This is a genomic window from Hymenobacter sediminis, assembly GCF_003231285.1.
GTDB classification, from domain to species: Bacteria; Bacteroidota; Bacteroidia; order Cytophagales; family Hymenobacteraceae; genus Hymenobacter; species Hymenobacter sediminis.
On record NZ_QKNS01000007.1, the window covers coordinates 352,746 to 367,103 of the forward strand.

19 protein-coding genes are annotated in these 14,358 nt (G+C 57.9%); 17 read left to right on the forward strand and 2 right to left on the reverse strand.

All coding sequences use genetic code 11. The features are described 5' to 3' along the window. Positions 1 to 11: 11 nt before the first annotated feature. The 15 genes from DNI29_RS19135 to DNI29_RS19195 all read left to right on the forward strand — a co-directional run bounded on the left by DNI29_RS19135 (position 12) and on the right by DNI29_RS19195 (position 10,488). Positions 12 to 275 carry a hypothetical protein gene (locus DNI29_RS19135; RefSeq protein WP_110979735.1) on the forward strand — a complete coding sequence of 88 codons (264 nt, stop codon included), beginning with the start codon at positions 12 to 14 and terminating at the stop codon, positions 273 to 275. Continuing rightward, positions 272 to 607, forward strand: a complete 336-nt coding sequence (locus DNI29_RS19140) for a hypothetical protein (protein ID WP_110979736.1) — start codon at positions 272 to 274, stop codon at positions 605 to 607. The genes DNI29_RS19135 and DNI29_RS19140 overlap by 4 nt, the downstream gene beginning before the upstream one ends. 25 nt (positions 608 to 632) lie before the next feature. Beyond that, positions 633 to 941, forward strand: coding sequence for a hypothetical protein (locus tag DNI29_RS19145; protein ID WP_110979737.1), 309 nt, complete (start codon positions 633 to 635; stop codon positions 939 to 941). 91 nt (positions 942 to 1,032) lie between these two features. Beyond that, positions 1,033 to 1,839 carry a terminase small subunit gene (locus DNI29_RS19150; protein WP_110979738.1) on the forward strand — a complete coding sequence of 269 codons (807 nt, stop codon included), beginning with the start codon at positions 1,033 to 1,035 and terminating at the stop codon, positions 1,837 to 1,839. Then, positions 1,832 to 3,031 (forward strand): PBSX family phage terminase large subunit, encoded by a 1,200-nt coding sequence (locus tag DNI29_RS19155; RefSeq protein WP_162303665.1) that lies wholly within the window; start codon positions 1,832 to 1,834, stop codon positions 3,029 to 3,031. Before DNI29_RS19150 ends, DNI29_RS19155 begins: the two co-directional genes overlap by 8 nt. Before the next feature lies 1 nt (position 3,032). After that, positions 3,033 to 3,710, forward strand: coding sequence for a hypothetical protein (locus DNI29_RS19160; protein ID WP_110979740.1), 678 nt, complete (start codon positions 3,033 to 3,035; stop codon positions 3,708 to 3,710). After that, the gene (locus DNI29_RS24565; protein WP_162303666.1) at positions 3,659 to 3,811 is read left to right on the forward strand and encodes a hypothetical protein; all 153 of its coding nucleotides are present in this window, start codon (positions 3,659 to 3,661) and stop codon (positions 3,809 to 3,811) included. The genes DNI29_RS19160 and DNI29_RS24565 overlap by 52 nt, the downstream gene beginning before the upstream one ends. Before the next feature lie 3 nt (positions 3,812 to 3,814). Beyond that, entirely contained in the window at positions 3,815 to 4,078 is a 264-nt protein-coding gene (locus DNI29_RS24980) for a hypothetical protein (RefSeq protein WP_110979741.1), read from the forward strand. Next, positions 4,075 to 4,248: a hypothetical protein gene (locus DNI29_RS24570; RefSeq protein WP_162303667.1), complete on the forward strand. Its 174-nt coding sequence runs from the start codon at positions 4,075 to 4,077 to the stop codon at positions 4,246 to 4,248. The genes DNI29_RS24980 and DNI29_RS24570 overlap by 4 nt, the downstream gene beginning before the upstream one ends. After that, positions 4,245 to 4,517: a DUF7352 domain-containing protein gene (locus tag DNI29_RS19170; RefSeq protein ID WP_110979742.1), complete on the forward strand. Its 273-nt coding sequence runs from the start codon at positions 4,245 to 4,247 to the stop codon at positions 4,515 to 4,517. Before DNI29_RS24570 ends, DNI29_RS19170 begins: the two co-directional genes overlap by 4 nt. Positions 4,518 to 4,521: 4 nt before the next feature. After that, positions 4,522 to 4,962, forward strand: a complete 441-nt coding sequence (locus DNI29_RS19175) for a hypothetical protein (RefSeq protein WP_110979743.1) — start codon at positions 4,522 to 4,524, stop codon at positions 4,960 to 4,962. 3 nt (positions 4,963 to 4,965) lie between these two features. Further along, positions 4,966 to 5,511 carry a hypothetical protein gene (locus DNI29_RS19180; RefSeq protein ID WP_110979744.1) on the forward strand — a complete coding sequence of 182 codons (546 nt, stop codon included), beginning with the start codon at positions 4,966 to 4,968 and terminating at the stop codon, positions 5,509 to 5,511. Beyond that, a complete protein-coding gene (locus DNI29_RS19185; protein ID WP_110979745.1) occupies positions 5,508 to 5,984 on the forward strand; it encodes a hypothetical protein in 477 nt (158 codons plus the stop codon). Before DNI29_RS19180 ends, DNI29_RS19185 begins: the two co-directional genes overlap by 4 nt. Then, positions 5,984 to 7,399, forward strand: a complete 1,416-nt coding sequence (locus DNI29_RS19190) for a hypothetical protein (protein ID WP_110979746.1) — start codon at positions 5,984 to 5,986, stop codon at positions 7,397 to 7,399. Before DNI29_RS19185 ends, DNI29_RS19190 begins: the two co-directional genes overlap by 1 nt. Then, entirely contained in the window at positions 7,399 to 10,488 is a 3,090-nt protein-coding gene (locus DNI29_RS19195) for a sialate O-acetylesterase (RefSeq protein WP_110979747.1), read from the forward strand. The genes DNI29_RS19190 and DNI29_RS19195 overlap by 1 nt, the downstream gene beginning before the upstream one ends. A gap of 240 nt (positions 10,489 to 10,728) precedes the next feature. On the opposite strand, the gene DNI29_RS19200 is transcribed toward DNI29_RS19195, so the two are convergent. Both DNI29_RS19200 and DNI29_RS19205 read right to left on the reverse strand, forming a co-directional pair. Continuing rightward, a complete protein-coding gene (locus tag DNI29_RS19200) occupies positions 10,729 to 10,974 on the reverse strand; it encodes a hypothetical protein (RefSeq protein WP_110979748.1) in 246 nt (81 codons plus the stop codon). A 58-nt stretch (positions 10,975 to 11,032) separates the two neighbouring features. Then, a complete protein-coding gene (locus DNI29_RS19205; RefSeq protein WP_110979749.1) occupies positions 11,033 to 12,208 on the reverse strand; it encodes an acyltransferase family protein in 1,176 nt (391 codons plus the stop codon). A 174-nt stretch (positions 12,209 to 12,382) separates the two neighbouring features. Between DNI29_RS19205 and DNI29_RS19210 the strand changes: the two genes are divergently transcribed. Together DNI29_RS19210 and DNI29_RS19215 are read left to right on the forward strand one after the other, a co-directional pair. Further along, positions 12,383 to 12,805, forward strand: a complete 423-nt coding sequence (locus tag DNI29_RS19210; protein ID WP_110979750.1) for a hypothetical protein — start codon at positions 12,383 to 12,385, stop codon at positions 12,803 to 12,805. Then, on the forward strand, positions 12,802 to 14,358 hold a 1,557-nt coding region (locus DNI29_RS19215; protein ID WP_133255749.1), incomplete at its 3' end, for a hypothetical protein. The genes DNI29_RS19210 and DNI29_RS19215, both read left to right, overlap by 4 nt.

Below are 14,358 nucleotides of genomic sequence, written 5' to 3' on the forward strand. Positions count from 1 at the left end.
CAGATACTGACATGAAGACCTATCAAGCTTGGGAAGATGGCCCCGCAATGTCCATCCTGGAGTACCTCAAACCGATGGATGAAGTGGATGAGGAAATGTTCCTGCACTTCGCGGAAGTCGTGCCGACCCACTACCATGTTGGTGACCTGATGCAGTCGGGAGAAGCTGACAAGTATATCAGGGGCCGCTACCACTACATGACGTTCGCCGGCTACGGAGAGCCTACCCGGTACTACTACCTCGGTATCCTGCCTCCCTTCAAGAAGCCCAAATGACCGAGGCCATACGCCGCCAATTAGAAGCCGCGGGAATAAAGCCCAAGGCGACCACCAAAGCCACTGGCAAGGGAAAGACCCTAGCCAGTGGCCAAAGTGCTTCCAGCCCCAAGCAAAACGATACGGAGCAGCCTGCTACCACACGCCGCACAGCCGAGCAACTGCAGGAGCACCGCCGAAGCGCCAAAGCCCGCCCGCTATTCACCTCTACCGTCTGGGATTTGTCGGAGGAGGAGCCCCGCTACCGTTGGGTAGGGCACGACCTCACCCAGGCCCAGAAAGACTACCTGGACAAAGCCGCGCTGGAATGCGGTGTGCGTCCTGGCCACTAATCCACTACCCTTTAGCTCTCTCCCTATGACCGCTATTGCGCATTCTTCCGCTACGATTCTTCCCTGGCAGGGTGCCGCCGAACAACTCCGCCAAGTGCTGGCCCAGCTGCCCGCCCCTGAGCGCCGCCGCATCCTTGACTTTATCAGCATGCCTCCCGAGCCGCCCAAGCGTCAGCAGTACAGCGCTACGGCTTGCCTCAGAGCCAAGCAGCGGGTAGCCGAGCTGCTGCAGCTGCACACCAAATGGACCCAGGCTAAAGCCCGCCGCGAAACGGCCCGCGAGTTGGGGGTAAGCACCGTCGTACTGCGGCGCATGCTGGCTACGCCGGTCTGAGCCAGTAGCTTTTCGGCGTTTTGCTATAGGTCAACGGCGGAATGGCCCCTGCCCGCTTTGTATCTATCGGGGATGGTTGGAGTTTCGTGGTATGTCCACCAAACCCGAGAAAACCGCCTTTCAGTCCTTGACGCCGAAGCAGAAAGCTTTCGTCAATGCTATCTGTGCGGACCCCAATATCTCGGCTACGGCAGCGGCCACGAAGGCAGGCTACAAGGGCAGCGGCATCCGAGTGGAAGCCCACCGCTTGCTAACAAATGCTAACATCCGAAAAGCGTTTGCTGAGAAGCTGAAGGATGTAGGCCCCAGCACCGAGGAGATAGCCCACCGCTGGGACCGGGTAAGCCGCGCTACCCTTGATGACTTCTATACGCTGAAGGAAGTTGAGGTGGAAAACAAAGTGCCTCAGCATCTTACGCTAGCCATCAAGGAAGAGGAGGAGGCCATTGCCTACGAGCAAGACTATGCGCCCCGAGCGGCCCAGGTGCTAGGATATACTGGCGAAGAGCTCTCCGACTACATGGCTCGGTCTGAAGGCAAGGTCCGCCGCATGCAGCTGCGCATTCTGGAATGGCAGATGGCCTTGGAGCGTGACCCGCAGGCTACTCGCCTGATTGATGGGCCGAAGAAGTATGAGCAGGTGCTGGAACTTGATCTGGTGAAGGCGCAGAAGGCTGGGGTGTTGGACCTGGCCAGAAGCATCAAGCCCACTCAGTACGGGCTGGGCATTGAACTGCGTGACCCTGATGCGGCCCTAGACAAGCTGGCCCGCATCAAAGGAGCTTACGAGAAGGACAATGAGCAGAGCCGGGCCGTGCCTGTGCTCAACACCAAGGTGGAAATCATTGCCACCGGCCCGCCGCTGGCCCGTTCTGAAAAGGAGGTGCTGGATGTTTAAAAGCTCGCGTCTCTTTGCCGACAACTACCACAGCTCCGCCGATACCGTTGTCAATCAAGGCGGCACCAGCTCAGGCAAAACCTACAGCATCCTGCAGGTGCTCTTTACCAAGCTCTCGGAGCTTCGGCGTAAGGTGTGCACCGTCGCCGGCCAGGACATTCCCAACCTGAAAGCCGGGGCGCTACGGGATGCCCTCGACATCTATAACAACTCCGATGAGCTGAAAAGCCTCATCAAGTCCTACAACAAGAGTGAGCGCATCTTCGAATTCCATAACGGCTGCGTGATGGAATTCAAGTCGTATGAGGATGCTCAGGACGCGAAGAGTGGTAAGCGTGACTTCCTCTTCGTCAACGAAGCCCAGGGCGTGGTGAAGCCTATCTATGATGAGCTGGAGCTACGCACCAAAGAGCAGGTCTTTATCGACTACAACCCCAATGCCGAGTTCTATGTGCACGATGATATCATCGGGTGTAGTGGCGTTGAGCTGCTCATCAGCGACCACCGGCACAACCCCTTCCTGATGGAGAAGCAGCGGGCCAAGATTGAAGGCCTGAAGCAGAAGGATGAGGAGCTTTGGAAGGTGTACGCCCGCGGGCTCACCGGCAAGATTGAAGGCCTGGTGCTACGCAACTGGACGATCTGTGAAGAGGTGCCCCCGCTGGCTAAGTTCATCGGGCGCGGCATGGACTTCGGTTTTACCAATGACCCCACCACGGCCATTGATGTGTACCTGCAAAACGGGGAACTCTGGCTAGATGAGGTGCTCTACCAGGAAGGACTAACCAACCCAGCCATTCATAAGCGACTGCTGGAAGAGGACCCCGCCGCGACCCTTAAGCGCTTGGTTGCTGACTCCGCCGAGCCCAAGAGCATCGAAGAGCTACGGCAGCTGGGCTTTCGGCTGATCGAGGGAGCGATCAAAGGGCCCGACTCGGTGAGCAACGGCCTGGATATTCTCAAGCGCTACCACCTCAATGTTACGCGCCGCTCGGTGAACCTGCGCAAGGAGCTCAGCAACTACAAGTACCGGGTTGATCGGGTGTCGGGTAAGCCCACCAATGAACCCGTGGACGCCTTCAACCACTGCATCGACCCTGTGCGCTACGTGGCCCTGAACTGCATCGGCAAGCCCGTAGCCGCCCCCATCACAGTTTCCCAATCCTTCGGCCCCAGCCGCTCACGTCGTTGATATGCTAGCCCTCTCCCTAAACACCCTCCCACCCGACTGGGGTAGCGTCACCCTCTCTCAAGCCGCGGCCCTAGCGGCGCTGGAAGAGGGCGCTTCCATCAGCGAAGGCCTAGCTATTCTGCTGGGCTGCCCGCCTGAGCAGCTGCTGCACCTAGCCCCTAGGCAACTCGACAAGGCCCTGCGCTCCGTGCTGTGGCTGGGGGAACAGCCCGACTGGAAAGCCTACCCCCGGCCGAAGAGCATCTTCCTGGGTGGCTCTCTTAACTCAGTTGAAGTACCTGTACTCGATACCCTCGAAGACTTGTCTTTCGGGCAAGCTGCCGATATCGGCGCCCTCATTCACGAATTTGGCCAAGACGTGCCCCAGCTCAGGCTGAAGGTGCTGGCTACAGTGCTACAGCCCGCCTACGATGGCACCGCCTACGACACGGATAGGGTGCCCGTGCTGGAAGTGCTCTGCCAGGACGTGACGCTAGCCGAGGCGCTGCCGCTGACGGATTTTTTTTTGCCGAGTTCGACCGCATCCGACGGGCCCACGCCGAGCGGCTCAAGCGCATTCCCATCAGCCAAGCCGAGCGAAGCGCCAACATCGGGCGCTTCTCGGAAGAGTGGGATACGCTGGCCGTCGTGGATGCGCTGGCCGGCGGCGACAAGACGCGCTGGGACTACTTCTTCCTGAAGAAATGGGCGGAGGTCAACACCATGATTGAGCTGGAAAACCACAAAGCCTACTACCGTCACCAGGTGCACCTGAAGCAGGAGCAGCTACAGAAACGATAAGCCATGGCCATTGAAATTACATCCAAAGTCAAGGGTACAGACTCCGATGGCAGTGAATACCCTGCCTGCTGTGGTCAGAGCCCCATAAAAACCACTTGGGCCAAGGGCATGGGTAAGGATGCCGTGCTGCTGACTTGCCGCAATCCCTCCTGCAGAAACGCCGCTGGTGTGTTTGCCTGTGATGTGGATATCGCAAGGAAATGGGATAAGTACCGCAAGCTGGCTAGTTCAGCCCTCCCTCTCACCTCTGGCCTGTATGACGCATGAAGTCTAAGCAACACGCAAAAACGCTGCTCAGCACGCTCAACACCTCGGTAGAGAGCCTGAGCAAGGAAGAGAAAACGAAGGTGCTGGGCAAGCTGCATAAGCGCCTCGGCAAGCAACTCACTAAGGAAGCTACGCCCGCACCCATTGGCTTCAAACTGAAAGGCAAATGAGAACCATATTCAAGTACCCTGTCAATCTGGAAGATATGCAAGTGATTCGCTTGCCAAGATTTTCCGCGCCGCTTTCCATTCAGCAGCAAGGTGAGGCACTGCAGATGTGGGCGCTTGTCGATACAGAGCAGCCGCTGCAAGACTATCTGCTACACTGCTATGGCACAGGCCATACAGTCGCTGAATTGCCAATAGGACACGAATTCATCAGCACAGTACAGTTGGCTGGTGGTGGGCTGGTGTTTCACTTCTTCGGTTTTTACGCATAGCGAGATGCAGTACCCCATTCCCGCCCTACGCGCCTGCGCCTTGGCCGCTATTCCTGGCTGCCACTTCGCCCACGGTGAAAAGGAAGAGGCCAACATTGACCTTGACCGGCTCCAGTTCACTGATAAAGTGGTGCTGGTGGATGATAAGATGCTGGTAGTGCCTACCATCAACAAGTACAAGGTTCGCACGACCACCACCTTTCAGGCTGTCGTGTCCGTCATGGCCTTTGCCAAGTTCACCGAGCGGGCCGAAGAGCGCCTACCCCGCATGAATGAACTGCTTAATGCAGCCTACGCCTTGCTTGATGCCCTCGGCAAGCATCCAGACCTACTGACGGTTACGGCCCGCAACATCGTGTCCGCCTACAATCAGTTTGATGGCAACCTGGATGGGGTGGTCATGCAGCTGGATATCACGCCTGCCGAGCGGGCATCAATTTGCTAGGCTATGAAAATTCCATTCCGTCAAACAGTCGCAGGTAATTGTGGACTTTACACACTAGCGAACCTCTTCAATGAGCCTCGCTACTTAGAGGATGCAAAGCCAGGCAGCGGCCAAGATACTTATGAGCTAAATCAGGCCTTTGCCAAGCATGTAGAGCCTGGGCACTACCTGACTATGGATTGGATGCTTCCCTTAGGCTGCGGACGCATTACAGATGTAACAGGCTTACTGCATTTTACCTCAGAGCCATGCGAAGGAATGCCAGGCAGACTATTGTTACTGGTTGTCATTGTGGCTTCACGAAACGGGAAGATGTTGCATGCTATCGGAGTGGCATGCGAAGCCAAGCAAAACCCACGCTTATGGGTGGCTGATTCATGCTGCGAATACGTGCACGAAATGAGCATGCCCGAATTTTTAGAGGCATATCATGTGCAAGGCCTCATGAATTTCCGGAAGCAGGTACCAGACTTGCCACAGGGAGACTCAAATGTGTGCGTGTGGGACGAAGAGGCTTTCACGCATTTAACTGGCCTAGTGTATTCATGAATCTAGCCCAGTTGCTCACTCAGGAAATCAACCTCGCCCAGCAAGAGCTAGGCGAGTCCATCACGGCTTCCGGCCAGCGCGCTACGGGGCGCACCATTGCCCGCCTGCGCAATGAGTCCGCGCCCGAGCTGGCCCGCCTACTCGGCCCCGCCCACATCGGCGCCCTGGAAGAAGGCTCAGGCCCTGCCCGTGACCCCGAGGCCAAGCCGGGCCGGGCCATGATTGAGGATATCAAGCTCTGGCTAGCGGCCCGCGGCTCCGATGCTTCCCCTTGGGCCGTGGCTACCTCCATCCTTCGCCGGGGTACGCGCCTGTTTCGGGGGGAGGATCCGCGCTTCGCTAGGCCCACCGGCACGCTGCGCGAGGTGATTCAGGCCAGCAAGGGCCGCTTGCGCCTTGCCCTGGCCGCTGAAACCCGCCGCTCCCTCACTTCCGAGCTGTTCCCCGACCTCACGCAAACCACTGCCTACTGATGCCCCTAAAGATTGGAGTTCAACACACCTGCCTGATTCCTGGCCCTGGGGCAGAGATGCGCGTAACAGTGCGCACCGATGTATTTTCTGCCGGTGGCCTCTACCGCGTAGAGTGCGTGGTGCGTAATGCTCAGGGGCAGATGATTGGAGCGGAGACAGCCGATGCCTCCTCCCAAACTTTCCGCTTCTCGCCTGTTCCCGATGGCCCGTACACCATCGAAGCCCGCAACCAACTGGATGAGTTGGAGGAAGCAGAGTACACCATTAGCTGCAGCGGGGGCGGCGTGGTGGAAGCCCCGGTCTGTGACCTGACTTTATCAGGGCTGAAGGAATATCAGCCCCTGGAGCCCGGCGGCGTGGGCGCGGTGTCCTTCGTGGTATCTACTTCGGCTCCCACTTGGTTAGGGCAGGTGCTGCGCGCCGATGGCTCGGTGTACGTGCAGCTGGCCACCCGGCCCCCTGGGCAGGTGTACGCCATGGGCGAGCTGGGCAACATCCCAGCCGGCACCTACCAGGTGAAAATCAGGGACAGCAAAGGCTGCACGGCTGAGCTTTCCTTCACCATCAACGGCGTTGAGCCCGTGGCCGTAGCGCCGCTGCCCGAGCCCGCTACCCGCTGGCATGCGGTGGGCGGGCTACTGGGCCGGCCCGCTGAACTGCCTACCCCCGTAACGCGCCTCACGACAAACGACAACAGCCCGCGCGTAGGCCTGCATGTAGTAGTCGAGCTCTTCCAGCCTGAGCAGGAGCGGCCTTTTGCCCGGGTACGCAAAACCGTGCGCAAGGAAGCGGAACTCATCGATGTATCGGCGGCGCTGCATGCTCACCTACGGCCTGTGCTGGAGTACCCGCAGGGCATCGTGACGCCCGACCCCGCGGCCAGCCTGGATTTCCGCTACCGCTACCGGGAAATAGACGCTGAGGGAGCCGGCGAGTGGGTAGAGCCGCGGGGCCTGCACCGGGCCGTGCTGTGCGCCCTGCCCGAAGGACCTTACGCGGAGCAGGAGCCTGCCTCCTACGTGGCCGATACCGTGCACCCCGCTTACCTGCTGCCTGCTTTCCCGCAAAGCCAGGGCGTGCAGTGGGTGGGCCTGCCCCTCGATGTGGCCGTGTGGCTGCCCGATGGGCGCGAAGCAGACCTGTTTGCCGAGTTCGTGTACCGGGATGCCTTCGGCGCTGAGCTGGAAATCAAAACCCAAGTGGTAGCCGCCTCGCTTCCTGCCGGTGTGACGCGCATTCCCTTGCCCGCTACCGATGTACTGCCCTGCGCGGCTACGGTCACCTTCGCCCTTTCCGATACCGACCGCGCTTACCGGGGCAGCTGTGGCCCCGTTGGGGGCAATCTGCCTACCCCGCCACGGCCGGAGCCCCACGACTTCAATATTTCTGACTTCAACGATAACGACTTCCGCTAATGGCTGCTACAACCTATGCGCAACTACAATCCCAGTTAGATCAACTGAACCTGGATTTTACCAACAGCCTACGAGCTGGGGCAAACCTGGATGGGCCCGTATTGGCTGCTCTGCTCAATCGGCAAAGCCAGCTAATGAAGGACCTGGCTTTACTGGCAGCTGCCGGTGCGTCCGTGCTGCGCTACGGCTCGGGTAAGCCCGCCAATACCCTCGGCAAGGATGGCGACGTGTACCGCGACACAGCCACCGGCGACGAATACCAGAAGGCAAGCGGGGCCTATGTGCTGCGCATGAATCTGAAGGGTGAGCCGGGAAAAACACCCGTGCCCGGTCAGGACTACCAGAGTGGTGAGGATGGACTTGATGGTGAGGATGGCAACAGCACTTTTGCCGAAACCTACGCGCCAGATGACGCGCTGGGCATTGACAAGGACATCTGGATTTACGTCAACACGACCGACAAAACCGCTTCCTACTTTGCGAAGGTGGCAGGCAAGTGGCGCCCAGTAGGTAGTGCTGTAGGCGGGGGTACCACACCGCCTACTACTACCCCTGCCAACCAAGCGCCCACAATCACCTTTACCGCACCCGCTTCGGGTGCTACCGTGCCAGTGGGTACCGTGCTAACCCTCACGGCCACAGCGACCGACGATACGGCGGTTACGTCAGTGGAGTTCCTCAATGGCTCTACGGGGGGCAGCCTGGGCACGGCCAATAAAAACGGCACTACCTATACCCTGAGCTACACCGTCAACACAGCTGGGCCGATGAGCTTCGTAGCCAAGGCCACCGATGGCGCGGGCCTAAGCAGCACAGCGACGGTTTCTATTACGGTGCAGGCCGCTGCGCCGCCGGTGAACCAAGCCCCCTCGGTGGCCTTGACGGGTAACAGCACCGGCACCGTAGGCGTGTCGCAGAGCTTCCAAGCCATTGCCTCGGACAGCGATGGGACCGTTACGAAGGTGGAGCTAGTGGATGCGAACGGGGCAGTACTGGCCTCGGATACTACTTCACCCTACGTCTTGGACTGGACGCCCTCAGCAGTGGGCACGTTCAAGGTGCGGGCGAAAGTGACCGATGATGATGGGGCTACGGCCTTCTCTTCGGAGGTAAGCGTAGTTGTAAATCCGGCCCCGTCAGGTGGATCCTCCATCCCAGCGGGCGCTGCTCACCTGCTCATCATGGATGGGCAGAGCAACAGTAGCGGCATCAATTCCATCACGGAGTTCCAGCAGACTACTTACCCGCTGCTTGCCTCAGATCCGCTGGATGAGTTTGCGCGCGCATACATCTGGACTGATAACAAGTGGCAGAAACTCCGCTGGGGCCTCAACAACCGAGGCGCTGGCGGCAACGGGTTCGGCGCGGAAATCGGCTTTGCCCAGCGCTGGGAAGCCGAGAACCCCACTGGTGACTTGTACATCGTCAAACACGGCTCACCGGGTAACCCGATTAACTCCTGGAGGCCGGGAAACTTCCAGTACACCAGCTTAGTGCAGGACGTGACGGCAGCCAAAAACAACCTGGTGGCAGCCGGCAAAACCCCCTACGTGGTGGGCTTCCTCTGGAACCAATGGGAGAGCGACGAGGGTAGCGCCAGTGGCTACTATCAAGGCAAGCTCACCGATCTGATTCAGCGGCTGATAGCGGACAACGTAATTTTGGCAACGACCAAAAAAGGCATCGTGGGCCGCACGTCTGGAATGCTGGCAGAGCAAAATGCCTACATCGCTACGGATGCTAACAGCAAACTGCTCAATACGACCGGCTTCCCCCTGAATTCGGATGACAACCTGCACTACACCGGCCGCAGCCAGTACCTGCTCGGGGGGTACGATGCGTTCAACTACTTCTACGGCAGCTCAGCCGCCTATCCGTTCCCCTTGGTGCCCAGCGGTAGCAACCCCGCGCCCAAGACGCCGGCCATTACAGCGGACCGACCCGTATTGCAGGCTGGAGTAACAGTAGACCAGACCAGCCCAGCGCTCTATTACTGGGGCTTTTCCGGTATTGCCAGCTCTGCCCAGGGGGCCATCTATGGCAACGACCCTGGCTTCTTCACGGAGTTTAAGTTTAACAGCACCGGCTTTACGCTGACGGCCCCTACCCTCGGCGGGTTTGCGCAGAAGTATGACGTGTATGTAGACGGGGTGAAGAAGGGCACGATGGATGAGGCCACCAATGGCGGCACCATTACAATTTCGGGCCTGACCAACGCCGTGCATACGGCCCGGCTGGTTCCCAACGGGGGCTACCTGTTTGTCAAGACCGTGGCTATTTCAACGGTTGCCGTTACCACGCCAGAGGAGCCTGCTTACGTGCCCGGCTCCAACGGCAAACCCGTTCTAATTAGCGGAGCCTACGCCAGCATTCAGGATAACCGGGTGCTGTATTCTCCGAGCCAGTGGGCGGCCGACAGCACCAACCGGGCACGGTTCTCCCAGACTGGCTACCTGGAAATCAACTTTACCGGCCCGCGTGTCGCCCTAGATGCCCCCGACTTTGGCGGCTATCCGGTGGATATGGATGTGTACATTGATAACGCGTTCCGCCAGAACATTACCCGCCCGGCTACTACTAATGGGGGCATGATTGAGCTGTTTGCCGTCTCCAATCTTTCCGACACGACGCACACGCTTAAGCTGGTGCCCAAGAACGGCAAGTACGCCATGTTTGGAAGGCTACGGGTGCCCTCGGCTAACTCTGGTCAGGAGTTGCTGCTCAACCCCTCCTTTGACAGCCCAGCCACCGGCAACGAGGCTACAGGTTGGAAAGCAGCCGGAGACTGGCAGGTGCTAGGCAACGGCACGGCCACACACGTTGCCCTGCCCAGTGCTGTGAGTGCCTACCTATCGCAGCGGATTACAGGACTAACCGTAGGGGCCGCCTATAAGGTGCGCACTGTCTTTACGCAATCAGGCGGTTCCTTGGTAATGGACTCCGAAACGGGCGCGGCCAACAACGGTGCCGTAGGCGGCGGGGATTCCTTCTACTTGTTCACCGCTACCCAAACGTTCGAAACGTTCCGATTCAAATACGGCTACGGCGGGCCCATTACGCTGGACTTGTTCAGCGTCAGCCCGGTGTAACGGCACTACGCACATCTGTACGAAAAAGCCCTGGCTTACATCAGCCAGGGCTTTTTTACTTATTTTTTACTTTGGATTTTTTCTCCTGCCGGTACCAGTCAGGCCAATATTCCTCTGGCATTTCATCCCAATCACACAGAGGGTACGGCGGCCCTAGTCGTTTAGTCTCTCCAGTAGGCAGTATAAAGCCAATCCACTTTTGTAAAGTTTTAAGCATAGAGTTAGGTGATGTGGAGTGAGTTATTGTGTTTTGTTTGTCAACGCGCGAAAAATACCGAGTGGCCATGCGGCAAACGCGACAACTAGGGAGAGCATCAGGTTATCGCCTGTGTAACCACACCGCCGGCCTTCGCTGTGTAAAGCTTCTGCTATAGTTGCACCCTTGCTAGCTAGCTGAATTAGAATGCCAATCACTAGCACGGCCGCGCCCATATCAAAGTAGGTGAATAGCAAGTCATATGCTTGATGTATCCAATAGAAATTCATACAGTAAAGATATTATGATATACCGGTATACCGCCACTTTACTGGCGAGTAAAACTGCTTACCTAGAAACAGCAAATCGTCTTCTAATAAACTTATTCATAGGCTCCTCAACTAGATAATATAGTCCAATGGATAGTGCATTTATAATTAAAAACACGAGCATATATTTCACTGGGGTATCCGGCTTCAGCCGCCCAACCAACTCTCGGTAAATTATACCAGCGTGGAGTAGGTAGAAAGCATACGAACTTTTGCCTAACACATCCGCTACCTTAGAAGAAAGCAGCCGAGAAAGCCAAGTACTTTCCGTAACTAAGCCCCACAACAAGCAGGCTACTGTGAAGGGCAGAATGAAGTTATTGAGCATCATTCCGTAGGGGTGGTCAATGGCTGGAGCAACGCCAAAGTGCCGTTGAATAGCCACGAGACCACACACACAGGCGAGGATGCCCACTATGGCACCATAGGTGCGCGCGCCAGAAGAGGACACAGCACGGACGTTCTGATTGCGCAAGTAGAATGCGAGTAACATTCCTACCAGAAACTCAAAGATGCGACCGAAAATCGTGTAGCTGAAAAAGAGCGGATACGAGTCTAGGAAGCCATAGGGCCCCGTTGGCAGTCCCTCTTTGAGTAGTAGTCCTAGCCCTAAAACGCAGACCCAGGTGAGCACCAGTGTACCAATCTGGCGCCCATAGGAGGCACGTAACCCAACCGTAAAGAGCACAAGTGGGGCTAGAGCATAGAAGCATTCTTCTACTGTCAATGACCAGCCCTGACCTACCCCAGAGTAAATGACCTTGAAAAAGAATCCTCGTAAAAACGTGATGTTCAGTAAGTATTTCTCCCCAATGGGGATATTCACTAGGTTATCGTAGTCTGGGTATTTTAGCAGATACAGAAAGGTTAGAGAGGTCAGGAGGAAATAGACCGGGTAAATGCGAGCAATTCTATTGCGGAAATAAGTAAACACGAAGGTGCGGCTCCGTTCTATCTTCCCTAGATAGCGGTAAGCAATCAGAAAGCCGCTCAACACGAAGAATATGCTGACGCCGATGTGCAGTTCATGCACCAAATCACGAAGTAATAATGAGTCTGTAAAAACCTGATAAATATTGTAGTGATACAGATAAACTAAGTACGCTGCTACGCTACGCAATCCGGTCAGGGGTTTGAAGTAAGCATTACCTGATTCTTGCGCAATTGAAGAAGGATGCGTCTGGGTTAAAGGCATGAAATGAGAAAGTAAGTATCGTATTGCTATCTGTGAAGGCAGCAAAGATACATTCTCCAAAAGCCTCCCAATTCGCGTGCACGGCTTAAAACTTCGCGGCGTTTTGCCCCTAGTTTGCGGCGTTTCGGCGGGGGAGCGTTTTGTATTGGCTCGGGGTAGTTGGAGTTTTGGACTATGCCGAAACTGCTCACTCAGCCGCTTACCTTGGAACTGCGTCCCTACTGTGCTGGGGGCATCTATTTGCGCTGGCTCAGCTCCCTAGGCAACTGGGAAGGCTGGCACTTCGACGGTGACACCGACGACAACACGCCAGCACCAACAACTAATAGTTTCCAGCCAGCCAAGGGAGCAGCCGTGAAGCTCCGCAGCGAAGGCCGTAACCGTCAGCTGCTGCGCGCCGGCAACCTGACGCCTGCTCAGCATGCCGTGCTCAGCACCTTGCAGGATTCCCCGCAGGTCTATATCCAGTCGGCTACGGGGCATCTTACCCCTGTTACCGTGGTGCCCGCCGCTACAGGCCGCACCTCTTCGGAAACCCGCACCGAGTTCGACGTGGAAATCGACCTGGGCCCGCGCAATGCTATTTCCCGAATATGAGCGCGGCTTCACTGGTATTGCGGGATGGTAGCCGCCTGCCCTTGGGCGCCGATCAGCGCGTGGGCGTTACGGTGCAAGCCAATGACCTGCTGAAGGCTGACTCGGTGCAGGCGGACTATAGTTCAACCCTGACCTTGGCGGATACTCCGAAGGTGCGCGCCGCACTGGAACAGGCCCAGCACGGGCCGGCTCTGACGGATGCGCCCTACCAGCAATTGCCCTGCACGCTGGAAGCCGGCGGGCTGGAGGTATTGCCCGGGGCCGTGGCCATTATCGAGCAGCACCAGGTGGGCACCGGCTTCGAAGCCCAGGTCGTCGGCGGCAACAAAAGCTTTTACGCCACCATTGAGGGCAAAAAGCTACGCGAACTTCAGTTTCCGGACAGCACCGTCCACGATTGGACCTTGCCCGCCGCCGTGAAGGGCGCGGCCCACACCAGCTACCGCCAGGCCTACTGCTACGAGCTCTACGACCGGGGCAAGGGCGGGCCGGCGGCGGAAGCTACTGTGCACCTGCATAAAGATGAGGTGTACCCGAGCGTGTACGCCCGCGCCGTGTGGGAGCAAATCTTTGTGGAGGCGGGCTTTCGCTGGGCTGGGCCCCTGCCCGAGCTCTTTGACCGCCTGCTCCTGCCTACTACCAGCCTGCCCACCTACGGGGAAGAGGTCAGAAATGCCGCCAAGCTGGTGGCCGGCATTGATAGCCGAGGCGATAAAAACCGCATCTACGGCCGGCCCTACGAAGGACGGGACGAAGTAGTCCGGACCGTGCCCTTTGACTACACGGCTGCCCAGTACGGGTATCTGGCCCCGACGACGCCCGGCGTGTACAGCCCGGCTACGTACCGCTGGAAAGCCCCGTTCGTCTGCTACGTCAACGTTTCGGCTACCACGACGGCGGTTATCGAAAGCCCGTATGGCTCTGCCCGCGCGCAGGTGTTTGTCTACATCAACGGGCAGGAAATAGCCGGCGGTGAGCGGCAAGTCAGCAAAAAAAGCAGCCAGGACAAAAGCTATCTGACCCTTTCCGTCAGCCTGAGCAAATACCTGGTACAGCAAGGCGACGAAGTAGAAATCCGCCTCAAGCTCACGGGGCAGGACTCGCAGGGTATTTTCCGCAAGTGGGGCTACGAGGCCTTTACCGGCTACATCTATACAGTCGGCGGCAACGCGCTGCCCCTGGATAGCTTTTCGGTGGAAATCCTGCCCGACCTGCCGCCTGGTGGGCGCATCCGTTTGCAGGAGCTGCTGCCCGACTGGAGCCAACGCGACTTTGTGAAGGGCTTTATTGGCCTGTTTGGCCTGACCCAACAGACGGACCCCTACACGCGGCTGGTGCGCTTCACGCCCACCGGCCCCGCGCTGGCTCAGGCCTTGACCAATGCCCCCGATTGGAGCGACAAAGTAGATACCAGCCAGCCTGCCCCGCGCCTTTTCCACCTGCCCGGCGTAGCCCAGCGCAACTGGTTTCGCTGGAAAGAGGATGAGGCCAACCCCAGGTCGGCTAAGCAGCTCGGTGACGGCATGCTGCCCTGTCCGGATGCTACGCTGGAG